Origin of the sequence: Rhodobacter sp. Har01 (genome assembly GCF_020564565.1) — a bacterium.
Classification (GTDB): Bacteria; Pseudomonadota; Alphaproteobacteria; order Rhodobacterales; family Rhodobacteraceae; genus Pseudogemmobacter.
Window position 1 is genome coordinate 589256 of record NZ_JAJCTD010000001.1, and the last position, 13086, is coordinate 602341.

Annotated in this window: 13 protein-coding genes; 4 read left to right on the forward strand and 9 right to left on the reverse strand. The window is 67.1% G+C overall.

What is annotated here, in order from left to right:
• Positions 1-146: 146 nt before the first annotated feature.
• The 4 genes from LHP98_RS02860 (at position 147) to LHP98_RS02875 (ending at position 3322) form a co-directional block, all read left to right on the forward strand.
• Positions 147-407: a hypothetical protein gene (locus tag LHP98_RS02860; protein ID WP_227250976.1), complete on the forward strand. Its 261-nt coding sequence runs from the start codon at positions 147-149 to the stop codon at positions 405-407.
• Between the two features lie 142 nt (positions 408-549).
• Positions 550-1419, forward strand: a complete 870-nt coding sequence (locus tag LHP98_RS02865) for an ABC transporter permease (RefSeq protein WP_227250977.1) — start codon at positions 550-552, stop codon at positions 1417-1419.
• Entirely contained in the window at positions 1416-2225 is an 810-nt protein-coding gene (locus tag LHP98_RS02870; RefSeq protein ID WP_227250978.1) for an ABC transporter permease, read from the forward strand. Before LHP98_RS02865 ends, LHP98_RS02870 begins: the two co-directional genes overlap by 4 nt.
• A gap of 23 nt (positions 2226-2248) precedes the next feature.
• Positions 2249-3322, forward strand: a complete 1074-nt coding sequence (locus tag LHP98_RS02875; protein WP_227251539.1) for an ABC transporter ATP-binding protein — start codon at positions 2249-2251, stop codon at positions 3320-3322.
• Between the two features lie 183 nt (positions 3323-3505).
• Here the strand turns inward: LHP98_RS02875 and LHP98_RS02880 are convergent, their stop codons facing one another.
• From LHP98_RS02880 to LHP98_RS02920, 9 genes are all read right to left on the reverse strand, one after another.
• Positions 3506-4123, reverse strand: coding sequence for a TetR/AcrR family transcriptional regulator (locus LHP98_RS02880; protein ID WP_227251540.1), 618 nt, complete (start codon positions 4121-4123; stop codon positions 3506-3508).
• Positions 4120-4992, reverse strand: a complete 873-nt coding sequence (gene ppk2, locus LHP98_RS02885) for a polyphosphate kinase 2 (RefSeq protein ID WP_227250979.1) — start codon at positions 4990-4992, stop codon at positions 4120-4122. Before ppk2 ends, LHP98_RS02880 begins: the two co-directional genes overlap by 4 nt.
• Positions 4993-5037: 45 nt before the next feature.
• Positions 5038-5982 (reverse strand): alpha/beta fold hydrolase, encoded by a 945-nt coding sequence (locus LHP98_RS02890; RefSeq protein WP_227250980.1) that lies wholly within the window; start codon positions 5980-5982, stop codon positions 5038-5040.
• Entirely contained in the window at positions 5969-6895 is a 927-nt protein-coding gene (gene metA, locus LHP98_RS02895; RefSeq protein ID WP_227250981.1) for a homoserine O-acetyltransferase MetA, read from the reverse strand. The genes LHP98_RS02890 and metA overlap by 14 nt, the downstream gene beginning before the upstream one ends.
• Positions 6896-6929: 34 nt before the next feature.
• Positions 6930-7802, reverse strand: coding sequence for an ATPase (locus tag LHP98_RS02900; RefSeq protein ID WP_227250982.1), 873 nt, complete (start codon positions 7800-7802; stop codon positions 6930-6932).
• Between the two features lie 115 nt (positions 7803-7917).
• Entirely contained in the window at positions 7918-9015 is a 1098-nt protein-coding gene (locus tag LHP98_RS02905) for an OmpP1/FadL family transporter (RefSeq protein ID WP_227250983.1), read from the reverse strand.
• A 64-nt stretch (positions 9016-9079) separates the two neighbouring features.
• Positions 9080-9991 carry a DMT family transporter gene (locus tag LHP98_RS02910; protein ID WP_227251541.1) on the reverse strand — a complete coding sequence of 304 codons (912 nt, stop codon included), beginning with the start codon at positions 9989-9991 and terminating at the stop codon, positions 9080-9082.
• 98 nt (positions 9992-10089) lie between these two features.
• Positions 10090-10848 carry a nitrilase-related carbon-nitrogen hydrolase gene (locus LHP98_RS02915; protein WP_227250984.1) on the reverse strand — a complete coding sequence of 253 codons (759 nt, stop codon included), beginning with the start codon at positions 10846-10848 and terminating at the stop codon, positions 10090-10092.
• 115 nt (positions 10849-10963) lie between these two features.
• The gene (locus LHP98_RS02920) at positions 10964-13006 is read right to left on the reverse strand and encodes an NADH:flavin oxidoreductase (protein ID WP_227250985.1); all 2043 of its coding nucleotides are present in this window, start codon (positions 13004-13006) and stop codon (positions 10964-10966) included.
• Between the last annotated feature and the right edge of the window lie 80 nt (positions 13007-13086).

Genomic DNA, 13086 nt, shown 5'->3' on the forward strand with positions numbered 1-13086 from the left:
GTCGCGACCCCGGCGCAGGGGTGTTGCACGGCGGACTCGCTCACGCGCATTTGCGGTCCAAGGCGTTGACCGCAGGCCGGGCAGGCGTTCATCCTTTGTTAAAACAAGCCGTCTAACGGCGATCGAGCAGCAAAGAGATCCTGAACATGGGACACCAGACGTCTTTTCATGCCCCGCACGGCGGGGCCGATTTCCTGGGCTGGCGCAAGACCCGCGCCGGTGCGACCGAAATCGTCTACGATGATGGCGTGGCGCGCCGGATGGTCTGGCGCGTGGCAGGACCCGAAGCGAGCGACGCGCGCATTTCCGATGCGCTGCGCGTGGCGGTGGGCAGCCACCGCATCGTGCCGACGCTTTACGACGAGTTGAAAAAGCGGGCGATCGGGATCGAAAAGGTCGCCGGCTAGGCAATCGCGGCATCGGCTGGAGCGGGGCGGCGGCGGCCGCCCATTTCACATTGCGGCCGGGCCATTGCGAAACAAGCCTTGCAATGCCGTCCAACCGGCGGCAGGTTTGATCAAACAAGAAACCGGCTCCGCAGGGGGGGCGATGGCGAAATCGAATTCGGCCGAGGCGCGGGCCGGGTGGCTTCTGGCCGCCCCACCCGCGGTCTATGCGGCGCTGCTGCTGGCGGCCCCGCTGGCGACGGTGCTGCTCTATTCAGTGCTGACGGGCGAAAAGGGGGCGGTCTCGACGCCCTTCACGCTGTCGAACTATGCCGAGATCCTGTCGAAGCCGGTCTACAAGGCGGTGATGTGGCGGTCGCTGTATGTCTCGATGCTGGTCACGCTGACCACGGTGCTGCTGGCCTATCCGATTGCCTATTTCGTCAGCTTCCACGTGTCGCCGTCGAAAAAGTCGCTCTGGCTGTTCTTGATCACCATCCCGTTCTGGACCAGCTACATCATCCGGGTGTCGCTGTGGCGCACCATCCTGGGCTATGACGGCATCATCGACAGCACGCTGATCAGCACCGGCCTGATGGACAGCCAGCTGAACATCCTGTCGAACGGGGTGATCTCGATCATCATCACGCTGAGCCATGCCTATGCGCCGTTCGCGGTGCTGCCGATCTTTGTCAGCCTGGAAAAGGTCGAGCGGCCGCTGCTCGAGGCCGGGCAGGACCTGGGGGAATCGAAGCTGATGACCTTCCTGCGGGTCACCCTTCCGCTGTCGATGCCGGGGGTGATCGCCGCCGTTCTGATCGTCTTCATCCCCACGGTGGGCGACTACGTGACGCCGGAACTGATCGGCGGCGGCAAGACCCCGATGGTGGCGAACCTGATCGAAAGCCAGATGCTGAAGCAGCGCGACCAGGCCATGGGCTCGGCCCTCGCCGTGACGGCGATGCTGATCGTGGGGATCGTCAGCGTGGTCTTCGTGCTGATGAACCGACGATTCATCGGGGGACAGAAATGAGCAAGGCCCCCGCGCTGCGCCTCTATGCGCTGGTCTACCTGCTGGTGCTTTACGCGCCGATCATCGTGCTGCCGATCTTTGCCTTCAACGACAACACCGTGGTCAGTTTCCCGCTGCGCGGCTTTACCACCCAGTGGTTCGGCGAAATGTGGGCCGACCCGAACCTGCGCATCGCACTGAAGAACAGCCTGATCATCGCGCTGTCGACGGCGACGCTGGCCACCGTGCTGGGCGTCTTTGCGGCGCGGTCCTCGGTGCGCTACGCCTGGCCGGGCAAGGCGCCGGTGATGGGCATGATCATGCTGCCGCTGGTCTTGCCTGAGATGATCGTGGCGATGGCGCTCCTGGTGGTGCTGCTGTCGATCGGCGTGCCGCTGTCGATCTTCACCATCATCCTGGGCCATGTGCTGATCTGCATGCCCTTCGCGGTGGCGATCCTGACCTCGGCCTTCCAGAGCCTGGACCGGTCGCTGGAAGAGGCCGCGACCGACCTGGGCGAAACCGCCTGGGGCACCTTCCGGCTGATCGTGCTGCCGCTGGTGATGCCGGGCATCCTGGCCAGCTTCCTGATCACCTTCACCATCTCGATCGACGAGTTCATCATCTCGAACTTCCTCGGCTCGGGGCGGCCGGTGCTGTCGGTCTATATCTTCGGGCAGTTCCGCTTTCCGGCGAAGGTGCCCTCCATGCTGGCGCTGGGGACGGTGCTTGTCGCCTTCTCGGTCTGCCTCTTGGCCACTGCCGAATATTTCCGCCGCCGCGGCATCGCCAAGGCCGGCGGCAAGGATACCGGAGGCTTCCTGTGACCTTTTCCGCCGACCGTCCCAACATGATCGAGTTCAAGGACGTCCATAAATATTATGGCGACTACCACGCCCTGCGCGGCATCAACGGCACCATCAAGGCGGGCGAGTTCTTCTCGCTGCTTGGCCCGTCGGGCTGCGGCAAGACCACGCTCTTGCGCACCATCGCGGGGTTCGAGGACATCTCCTCGGGGGCGGTGCTGATCGACGGCAAGACCATGGCGGGCGTGCCGGCCAACGTGCGGCCGACCAACATGGTGTTCCAGAGCTACGCCATCTTCCCGCACATGAGCGTGCAGGAAAACGTCGGCTTCGGCCTGCGCCGCGATCCGCGCTCGGCGGCGGAAAAGGCCCGCGCCGTGGAAGAGGCGCTCGAGATGGTAGGCCTCAAGGGCTATGGCAAGCGGGCGGCGCATGCGCTGTCGGGCGGCCAGCGGCAGCGGGTGGCGCTGGCGCGGGCTCTGATCCTGAAGCCCAAGGTGCTGCTGCTGGACGAGCCCTTGTCCGCGCTGGACAAGAAGATGCGCGAACAGATGCAGGTCGAACTGATCAAGCTGCAGCGCGAGGTGGGCATCACCTTCGTCCTGGTCACCCATGACCAGGAAGAGGCGCTGGTGATGTCCGACCGCATCGCGGTGATGTTCGAAGGCGAGATCGCCCAGCTGGCCGACCCCGAGACGCTGTATCGCCGGCCGAATTCGAAGAAGGTGGCGGATTTCATCGGCACGATGAACTTCATTCCCTGCACGATCCTCAGCGAAGCGGGCGACAAGGTCGAGGTCGATGCCAAGGGCCTGGGCAAGGTCGCGCTCGACATCCACCAGGCGCCGCCGCCGCGCGGTGAAACCCCGGTGGTGGGCCTGCGCCCCGAGACGCTGACCCTGCTTTACCCCGGCCAGACGGCGACCGAGCGGGAAACGGCCGGGGTAATCGACGAGGTGATCTACTTCGGCGACATGACCTATTACGACGTCTACCTGGGCGGCACGGACACCGAGGTGCGCCTGTCGATGCGCAACGTCCCCGGTCGCCCGGTGCTGGACGTCGGCGACAAGGTCCGCGTCGCCTGGAGCCCCGAGGCGCTGGTGCTGTTCCGCTGACCGATCTGCTTCAAAGGGGCGGCCGCAAAGGCGGCCGCAGGTCTTTTTTCTCGCCTGTGCGCGCAAGCGCGCAACCGGCTCGGGTGTCGCGCCGCGCGGGAAACGCAAGCCGCGTTCCCCGTTTCATCTGTCTGAAAATATCCCGGGGGTCCGGGGGCAGAGCCCCCGGCTTGTCCGCAGGGCCTAGTGGTCGGGGGGAAGGACCCCAAGCCCGCGCAGGTAGATGCCGATGGCGCTTTCCAGCAGGTCCTCGGGCGGCCAGGGCTGCGGGCCGCCGTTGCCGCGCAGGAACAGCTCCACCACGCCATGGCTGACGGCCCAGACATGGGCCGCGACCATCCGCGCCGGCGGGCGGCGGGCGGCGGGCAGGGCCTGCAGCAGGGCCTCGGCGGCGCGGTCCATGGTGTCGCGGGCCTTGGCGGCGACCACGGCCAGGTCGGGGTGCTTGCCGGGCTGAAGGCCGGCTTCGAACATCGCCTGGTAGTGGCCGGGATACTTGCGCGCGAAGGCCAGGTAGGCGCGGCCCGTCGCCTCGAACGCGGCCATCGGCGTCGGGCGGCCTTCGTCATAGGCGTATTCCAGCAGGGCCGCGAAAATGTCGAAGCCCTGGCGGGCGACCTCGGCCAGCAGGTCGTCACGACCGCCGAAATGGCGGTAGACGGCGGCGGGTGTCACGTCCGCCGCCTTCGCCGCCTCGGAGAGCGTAAAGCCCTGCGGACCGGTCTCGGCGATCAGCGTCAGCGCCGCTTCGACCAGAGCCTGCCGCAGGTTGCCGTGGTGATAGCCGCGCTTCACCGTCAGTCCCTGGGCCGCAGGTCCGGCCCGCCGCAGATCTTGCCATCCACCTTGCCGATGGCGGCGGCATCCTTGCCCTTGTAGTCGACCGCCGACAGGATGGTCTGGATCGCCGCGATCCGCGCGCGCTTCTTGTCGTCCGACAGGATCACCGTCCAGGGCGCGTGGCCAAAGCTGGTCTCTTCCATCGTCTCGGCGATGGCGGCGGAGTATTCGTCCCACTTGCCCAGGCCATCGACGTCGATCTGGCTGAGCTTCCATTGCTTCAGCAGATCGCCCTCGCGGTCGAGAAAGCGCTTCAACTGTTCGGTGCGGCCGACTTCAAGCCAGATCTTCAGGAAGATGATCCCTTCATCGACGATCATCTGTTCGAACTCCGGCAGTTGCCGGAAGAACCGCGCCCGGTCCTCGGGTTTGCAGAAGCCGAAGACGTGTTCGATCATCGCCCGGTTGTACCAGCTGCGGTCGTAGAGCGCGATCTCGCCCCTGGCCGGGAACCAGTCGACATAGCGCTGGAAATACCATTGCTGCGATTCGCGCTCGGTGGGCTTGGGCAGCGCCACGACATAGGCGGCGCGCGGGTTCATGTTCTCGGTCACCGCCTGGATGGTGCCGCCCTTGCCGGCGGCGTCGCGGCCTTCGAAGACCACCATCAGGCGCTGGCCGCTGGCCTTGAGGCCGGCCTGCATCTTGGCCAGTTCGATCTGCAGCCGCTCCATCGCGGCGGCGTAGTCCTTGCCCTTGAGTTCCGCGCGGTAGGGGTAGGATTTCGTCAGGATGTCGTCCTTGCCGGCCTTCTCGATGGCCTTGCGCACCTCTTTCGGGGCGCCTTCGCGAAAATAGCGGCTGATCGCGCCGTCGAACGGCAGGTCCATGGGTTCCTCCCTGAAGTCGAGCCGCAGTATGGCGGGCCGGCGGGTCTACCGCAATCCGGCGCGGGTGGCGGCGCGGTCGATGGCGTCCAGCACGATCTGGGGATGGGTGTGGTGCGGCATGTGACCGGCGCCGGGGATCACCGTCAGGTGAGCCGTCGGCAGGCGCGGAGCCAGCGGGCCGGAGTGGATGTGCAGGGGAACGATGGTATCGGCATCGCCATGCACCATTTCGATCGGCAGGGTCAGTTCGGAATAGCGCGGGGCCATCGCCGTGACCTGCTGCAAGAGGCTGTTGATCTGGGCCACGTTGGCCACCAGCTGGCCATGCCGCAGGATCAGGTCGATGCCCAGATGCCGAAGGTAGCCGGGCGGGGCGTGATCCGGGGCGAAGATCTCGTCGATCTGCGACTGCACGAAGACTTCCGGCACCCAGGCCGCCGCAAGCGGCACCAGGAAGGCGCGGCGCATCGGCGTCGAGGTCAGCCGGTACCAAAGCCCGAGGTCACCCTGCCAGGGCAGCGAGGGCGTGACCAGCATCACCAGCGCCGCCGCGGGGTGGTCCAGCGCCCAGGCCAGCGCCACCGTGCCACCGTAGCTTTGGCCGACCAGCAGCGGCCGGGTCGCGCCCAATTGGTCGGCTGCAGCCTTCAGCACCGCGACCTGCCCCTTGATCGAGGCATCGCCGCCGGGCAGCGGGTCGGAATGGCCCAGGCCCGGCCGGTCGAAGGCGATTACCCGGTAATGGGGGGCCAGCCGGTCGATCAGCGAGAAGGTGAAGTCACGCGACGACCCCGAGGCACCGTGGATCAGCACCAGATCAGGCCCGGCGCCGCGGACCACCGCATGGACGGTCAGCCCGTTTACCTGCAACAGCCGGCCTTCGGGCGGATGCGCCTTCTCAGCGCGTTCTGCCCGCCCCCGCAAGCGCCAGCCGGTCACCCCGGCCAGGGCGCCGGCCACCGCGGTTCCGACGGTGCTAACGATTGCCAATCCGGTCTATCTCATAGGGCGTGGTCTGGTAGATCTCGTTGATCCAGTTGCCATAAAGAAGATGTGCGTGGCTGCGCCAGCGATTCAAGGGCGGCCGCGACGGATCATCCTCGGGATAGTAGTTCAGCGGCACGTTGATCGGCGTGCCGTTGGCAATGTCGCGGTCGTATTCCTGCTTCAGCGTGTCGCTGTCGTATTCGAAGTGGTTGAAGATATAGAGCGCCCGGTGGCCGGCATCCTCGACCAGGCAGGGGCCGACCTCGTCGCTGCCCAGTAGGGTGCGCAGCCCCGGGGCGGCGTCGATCTCGGCGGCGCGCATCTCGGTCCAGCGGCTGACGGGGATGACGAAATCGTCAGAGAATCCGCGCAGCAGCGGCGAGGTCGGGGCCAGGTTCTGGTGCCGGAAGCAGCCGAAGGCCTTGCGCGGCAGCATGTGCTTGGGCACGCCATGGAAATGGTAGATCATCGCCATGCCGCCCCAGCAGACGCCAAAGGTCGACTGCACATGGGTCTGGGTCCAGTTCATCACCTGGGTGAGTTCGTCCCAATAGGTCACCTCCTCGAAGGGCAGGTGCTCGATGGGCGCGCCGGTGATGATCAGGCCGTCGAACTTCTCGCCGCTGGCCTGCACCTCGCGGAACGGGCGGTAGAAGGTCGCCATGTGCTCGGCGGCGGTGTTCCTGGTCTTGTGCTCGGACATGCGGATCAGCTGGAAGTCGATCTGCAGCGGCGTCGCGCCGATCAGCCGGGCAAACTGGTTCTCGGTCTGGATCTTCTTCGGCATCAGGTTGAGAAGGCCGATGCGCAGCGGCCGGATGTCCTGCCGCGCGGCACGCTCGGGCGACATGACGCTGACGCCTTCGCGGCGCAGCACGTCATAGGCGGGCAGGGTCTCGGGCAAGGTGATGGGCATCGGGGGAACGAATCCTGGCGGGCGCGAGGGAGGGTCAGATATGGCCGGAGATGCGCCGGTCAATGGCTCGGGCGATCAGCGCGTCGAAGTCGCCGGGGGTGCGGACCAGCCCCACCTCTTCGGCGGTGACCGTGACGCCCCATTCGGCCATCGCGGCATAGCGCGGCTGGCGATGGGCCAGGGCGCGGGCATAGGTCCAGCGGACAAAATGGTCTGGATCGCAGTTTGCTTCTGTTTTTCCATAGGTTGTGCGATATTCTTCCCACATGTCATGAAGAAACGCGGGCTGATAATACATCGGCTTGGGCGCACGGTCGAAGCGGCGCACCAGTTCGGCCGTATGGGCGTCCGAACCGCGAATCCAGACCAGAAGCAGCGTTGCAGAGAGTTGCGTCATCACCGGATCGTGCGCGTCATGCGGATTCACCACCTCGCAGATCGAACCAGAGGTGTCGCAGACGAAGTTGCGGTAGCCGTAGATGTCCTCGGCCCGCTCGATGAAGCGCGCGGTGTCCAGCGTGGCGGCGATCTCGGCCTCGCGGTGCTGGTCCTGGCGCTTCATGTATTCGGCGAAGGGCAGGCCGCCCCGGGCCGGGTCGCCGGGCTTGCCCAGGTAGGTGGACAGCGGCGCCAGGTTGTTGAAGGTGATGTTCGAGGCGATGTAGACGCTGTCAGACATCAGCAGTTCGCGCAGGAGCGGCAGCTTCATCGCCTCGCGCTTGAACATGTCGGCGATGTATTCGCCCATGTAATGCGTGCCGATGCGGAAATCGACCGAGTAGTGGAACCAGTTGCCGGTGTCGCGCAAGAGGTTCGACAGCCAGGTCTTGCCCAGGCCCGACATGCCGACGAGGAGAACCCGCTTGCGGGCGGCCGAAAGATATTCATGCCCCGAGCCGTAGATCATCGCGCCGCCCCCGCCCGCACGCCCTGCGCCCTTGCCTAGCGCCGGGGCCGGGACGGCGCAACGAAAAACCCGCCCCCGGGGGCCGGGGGCGGGTGTCGCAGCCGGTGCTGGCGGGTCAGAACGACCAGCCGACTTTCACGCCAAGGCCGATCGCCGAATTGTCGGTGAAGTTGGCAGAGGGTGCGGCGACCGGCAACTGGGTCTGCGCGTCGCCGATGTCGACGTAGCGCACGCCCGCCGTCACCTTCATGTTGCCCTGGGTGTAGGTTGTGCCCAGGCCGACCGACCAGTAGCCATCGGTCGGCCCCAGGTTCGACGAATAGCCGCCGTGCGAGGGTTCATACCCCAGGGTCACGGCGCCGGACCAGTTCTCGTTGAACCGCCGGCCAAGGCCGAGCGAATACGAAACCGTGTCGTTGTCATAGGAGACCAGCGGTGTCGCGGCGGGATAGCCGGCCGGGTCGATCGAGAAGCTTGTCCAGTCCACCCAGCGGATCGAACCGAACAGCAGGGTATCCTTGGCGATGCCGGACTGCACATCCAGGTTCACCGATTGCGGCGCTTCGATGGTGGTGACCGAGGCCACGTCCGCCCCGCCGGTGAGTGCGCTTCTGTCCACGGTGTCAAGCTTGTGCTCGATGGCCGAATTGTAGGTCAGCGCCACGCGCAATGCGATCTCGGGTTTTTCCCAGGCGACGCCGACCAGATATCCCAGCGCGGCATCGCGGTCGCCTTCAACCGAGTAGGTGCCCACGAAGGGCACGTTGGCCCAGGCTTCCATCGTCTGGTAGCGCAGGCCGCCATAGACCGAGATGTTGGACGGAGTCTTGTATTTCAGGATGGCCGTCAGGGCCATGGTCTTCAGTTCGGCCTGCGAGCCCTGCGCGTAGTAGCCGGTTCCCGCCGGGTAATCGACGTTGGCCCCGAAGGGCTGGTCCAGCACCAGGCCAAGCGCCAGCTTGTCCGACAGGTCGCGCTTGTAGGCCATCGCGACATTCGAGTAGCTGGCGGCCATGTCGCCCGATGAGGCGCCGCCCAGCCCGGCCACCGCGACGCCCGACACCGAGGGCGCGCCAAACCCGAAGGTGAGTTCGGCGTAGGTTCCGGTTTCGAACAGGAATGCAAGGCCTTGGCCGGTGCGATCCAGCCCCCCGGCTTGCGCCGCGCCCGCCGCGGCCGCCAGTGCGACCGCACTTGTCGTCAGTCTTCTCATTGTCCTCATCCCCGAGACGGATTTCCCCTTCGGCCACGCTAGGAGGCGCGACCGGACCGGTCAATCAATGACGCCGCGTCACGGAATTGTGAAGCCCTCGCTGTGTCCTGGGCGCACGGGATTCGGTCCTGAGCGACAGCCAGTTTGCCAGCAGGATCAGCCCGGCGCCCAGGCCAAGGCTCCAGCCGACCGGCTCGGCGTAGAAGGCGGCGCCGATCAGCGCGATGACCGGAAGACGCACGAAGTCGACCGGGCCGACAAAGCTGGCCGGGGCCAGCGACAGGGCCCTGGTCAGGCACAGGTGCGCCAGAAGCCCCGCTAGGCCGATCAGCGCCAGCCAGGGCAGGCTGCCGGCATCGGGCGGGGTGATCGCACCGTCGCGCAGGCTGAGGGCAAGGCCGATGGCCGACTGCAGCAGCGTCAGCCAGAACAGGATCGAGACGACGTCCTCTCCCCTCGTCAGCCGCTTGGTCATCAGCATCGAGGCGGCAAAGAACAGCGCGCAGCCGGCGGCAGCCAGCACGCCGGGCTGGATGCGGCCGAAATCGGGTTGTGCGACCAGCAGCACGCCCAGAAAGCCCAGCCCCGCTGCAGCCAGCCGACCGCGCGTGATCCGCTCGCCCAGCACCAGCGGCGACAGCAGGATCACCCAGAGCGGCGAGGTGAATTCCAGCGCGAAGACCTGGGCCAGGGGGATCTGGGTGATCGCCCAGAACCACAGCGCCTGGCCGGTGAAGTGGAACCCGTTGCGCAGCACATGGCCGGGCAGGCGGCGGGCGCTGATCCGGTGCAACCGGCCCAGGACCGCCGCCGCCGCCAGCACCAGCAGCAGGCCCAGCAGCGACCGGTAGGCAAGAATCTCGAAGGTGTCATGCCGGTCCCGGATCGCGCGGGTGGCCACCGCCATGGCGGTGAAGGCGGCGATCGAGCCGGTCATCCAGAGGGCGGCGGCAAGCGGGCGATGGGTGTCGGCCATGGCGTCAGGATGTGCCACCGGACCCGGCCCGTTGTCCAGCCGGCAAGGCCGGTCGGCAGGGGCGGGTCGGCAGGGGCGATCGCCGCCGCGGCGCCGGGTCAGCCGATCCGCCGCAGGTCGGCGGATTGTGTCGACAGCCGGTGCGGGTCGCGGCGCGGCAGGTCGACCACCAGCAGCGCCGGCATCTCGCCGGCCTGCGCCAGAACCTCGCCATGCGGCCCGGCGATGAGGCTGCCGCCGACATAGGCAAGGTCGCCTTCCGTTCCGCAGAGGTTGGCGTAGGCAATGCTCACGCCGTGGTTCGCCGCCATGGCGGGAACCGTGGCGCGTCCGACATGCGTGAAGGGCTGCATGTTCGCCGTGGGGACCAAGAGCACGGTCACCCCGCGGTCGGACAGGGCCTTCACATGCGGCGAGAACTCGACATCGTAGCAGATCAGCAGCGCCACCGTTTCGCCGGCCAGCGGAAACACCGCATAGGCATTGCCCGGGGCGAAGGTCGCCTTTTCCCGCGGACCGTAAAGCTGGACCTTGCGGTAATTCGCCAGCAGCGCCCCATCCGCGCCGAAGCAGGCCGCGGCATTGTAGACCTGCGCCCCCGCACGTTCGGCATAGCCGATGACCAGGGCGCAGGCCGCGTCGCCCGCGGCTTGCGCCAGGCGGCGCAGGGATGGGCTGTCCGCGGTCAGAGCCTGGCCGGCAAGGTCCGGCTGGTTGTAGCCGGGCAACAGCAACTCTGGCGTGACCAGCACCGCCGCCCCCGCGGCGGCAGCGGCGGCCAGACCGGCCTCGACGGCGCGGCAGGCGGCGTCCAGGTCTCCGGCCGGTGAGGGAAGCTGCAGCAGGGCAAGGCGCATGGCGGTTCCTTTGCGGCAATCGGCCCACCCTGCGCCTCCGTATGGAACAGGTCCAGGCCCGGGAGGACCAGCCTGAGGCCGGTTCCTGGCCTTGTCCAGACCGGCGCGACGAAGGTCAGATGTCCTTGACCAGCCGCAGCGCATCGTAGATCGCGGCATGGGTGTTGCGCGATTCCACCGCGTCGCCGATGCGGTAGAGGCGGAAGCCTTGCGGCCCCTTGCCCGCCGGTTGCGGGCGGCCATCGACCAGGGCGTCGTAATCCACCGCGCCCAGGTTTTCCGACCCGGGTTTAAGGTCGAAGTAGAGGCCGGCGTTCGGTTCGGTGCCGTGATTGACCACCACCTGGTCGAAATCCCGCACTTCTGACCAGTCGGTGCGGTAGTCGCTGCCGATGGTGGCGCGCAGGCGGTTGCCGTCGCGGGCCACGGACAAGAGCCGGTAGGTGACGGTAAAGGTGACGGATTTCCCTTGCAGGCTACGCATGTAGGGGACGATGTTCATGCCCATGATCTCGGGCGCGAAGCTGCGGTCGGGGGTGATCACCTCGACCGTGGCACCGGCTGCCGCCAGCACTTCGGCGGTCTGAAGCGCGGTATGGTCGCCGGCATCGTCGAACAAGAGAACGTTGCTGCCGGGCTTGACGTCGCCCGACAGGATGTCCCAGGCGGTGACGGTCAGATCGGCGCCCGAGGTCATTTCGGGGCGCTGCGGCAGGCCACCGGTGGCCACGATCACCACGTCGGGGGAAAGTGCCGTTACATCAGCGGCTTCGGCCCAGGTGTTGAAGTTGAGTCTCACGCCCTTCGCCTGGCACTGGGCCAGCCGCCAGTCGATGATGCCGATCATCTCGGCCCGGCGCTTGCTTTGCGCGGTCAGGCGGATCTGGCCGCCGGGGCGGTCGGCCACCTCGAACACGGTCACGTCATGGCCGCGTTCGGCGGCGACGCGGGCGGCTTCCAGACCGGCCGGGCCGGCGCCGACGACGACCACCTTCTTCTTCACCGAAGCCGGCGGGATGTCGTGCGGCATGGTCTCTTCGCGCCCCGTGGCCGGGTTGTGGATGCACAGCGCCATGCCGCCCTGGTAGATGCGGTCAAGGCAGTAGGTGGCGCCGACGCAGGGGCGGATGTCATGCTCGCGGCCTTCGACGATCTTCCGCACCACCTGCGGGTCGGCCATGTGGGCGCGGGTCATGCCGACCATGTCGACCAGACCGGACGCCACCGCATGGCGGGCGGTGGCGACGTCGGGAATGCGGGCGGCGTGGAAGGTGGGCAGGCCGACCTCGGCCCTTATGCGCCCCGCCAGGCCCAGGTGCGGGGCCGAGCGCATGCCCTGGATCGGGATCACGTCGGTCATCGCGGCATCGGTGTGGATGCGGCCCTTGATGATGTTGACGAAGTCGACCAGCCCCGAGGCCTTGAACCGCCGCGCCATCTCGACGCCTTCCTCGACCGGCAGGCCGCCGGGCGCGTCTTCGTCCGCGACATAGCGCATGCCCAGCAGGAAGCCGGGGCCGACCCGGTCGCGGCAGGCCTGCAGCACGTCGAAGGCAAAGCGCAGGCGGTTGTCCAGCGACGAGCCGTCATAGGGCCCGGGCGGCATGCCGTTGGTCAAGGGGCTGATGAACTGGTCCATCAGGTGGCCGTAGCATTCGAATTCCACCCCATCGAGGCCGGCGGCCTGCATCCGTTCGGCAGCATCGGCGTAGTCGGTGACGATGCGGGAAATGTCCCAGTCCTCCATCACCTTGGGAAAGGCGCGGTGGCTGGGTTCGCGGAACGGGCCGGGCGCGGGCACCGGCAGCCAGTCGCCCTTGTCCCAGCGGGTGCGGCGGCCAAGGTGGGAAAGCTGGATCATCACCGCGGCGCCGGCCTCGTGGCAGTCGTCGGCAAGGCTCTTCATCCACGGCACCACCTCGTCTTTCCAGACCAGCAGGTTGGAGAACACCGGCGGGCTGTCGCGGCTGACCGATGCCGAGCCGGCGGTCATCACCATGGCCACGCCGGCCTTGGCGCGGGCGAGGTGATAGAGGCGGTAGCGGTCCTTGGGCATGCCGTCTTCGCCATAGGCCGGCTCATGGCTGGTGGTGATGATCCGGTTGCGCAGGGTCAGGTGGGCCAGCTGGTAGGGTTGCAGCAGGGGGTCGTTCGACATTGGCCGGGCTCCGGGTGGGGTATGCCAAGGGGGATGGCGGCATCGTCCGGCAGGGCGCGGCGGCGGTCAACAGAAATCTC

Coding starts and splice junctions, on each gene's coding strand:
- LHP98_RS02915 (WP_227250984.1), bottom strand. CDS start 10,848: ATGCGCCTTGCCCTGCTGCAGCTTCCCTCACCGGCCGGAGACCTGGAC.
- LHP98_RS02910 (WP_227251541.1), bottom strand. CDS start 9,991: ATGGCCGACACCCATCGCCCGCTTGCCGCCGCCCTCTGGATGACCGGC.
- LHP98_RS02870 (WP_227250978.1), top strand. CDS start 1,416: ATGAGCAAGGCCCCCGCGCTGCGCCTCTATGCGCTGGTCTACCTGCTG.
- LHP98_RS02905 (WP_227250983.1), bottom strand. CDS start 9,015: ATGAGAAGACTGACGACAAGTGCGGTCGCACTGGCGGCCGCGGCGGGC.
- LHP98_RS02920 (WP_227250985.1), bottom strand. CDS start 13,006: ATGTCGAACGACCCCCTGCTGCAACCCTACCAGCTGGCCCACCTGACC.
- LHP98_RS02865 (WP_227250977.1), top strand. CDS start 550: ATGGCGAAATCGAATTCGGCCGAGGCGCGGGCCGGGTGGCTTCTGGCC.
- LHP98_RS02875 (WP_227251539.1), top strand. CDS start 2,249: ATGATCGAGTTCAAGGACGTCCATAAATATTATGGCGACTACCACGCC.
- LHP98_RS02900 (WP_227250982.1), bottom strand. CDS start 7,802: ATGATCTACGGCTCGGGGCATGAATATCTTTCGGCCGCCCGCAAGCGG.
- LHP98_RS02860 (WP_227250976.1), top strand. CDS start 147: ATGGGACACCAGACGTCTTTTCATGCCCCGCACGGCGGGGCCGATTTC.
- metA (WP_227250981.1), bottom strand. CDS start 6,895: ATGCCCATCACCTTGCCCGAGACCCTGCCCGCCTATGACGTGCTGCGC.
- ppk2 (WP_227250979.1), bottom strand. CDS start 4,992: ATGGACCTGCCGTTCGACGGCGCGATCAGCCGCTATTTTCGCGAAGGC.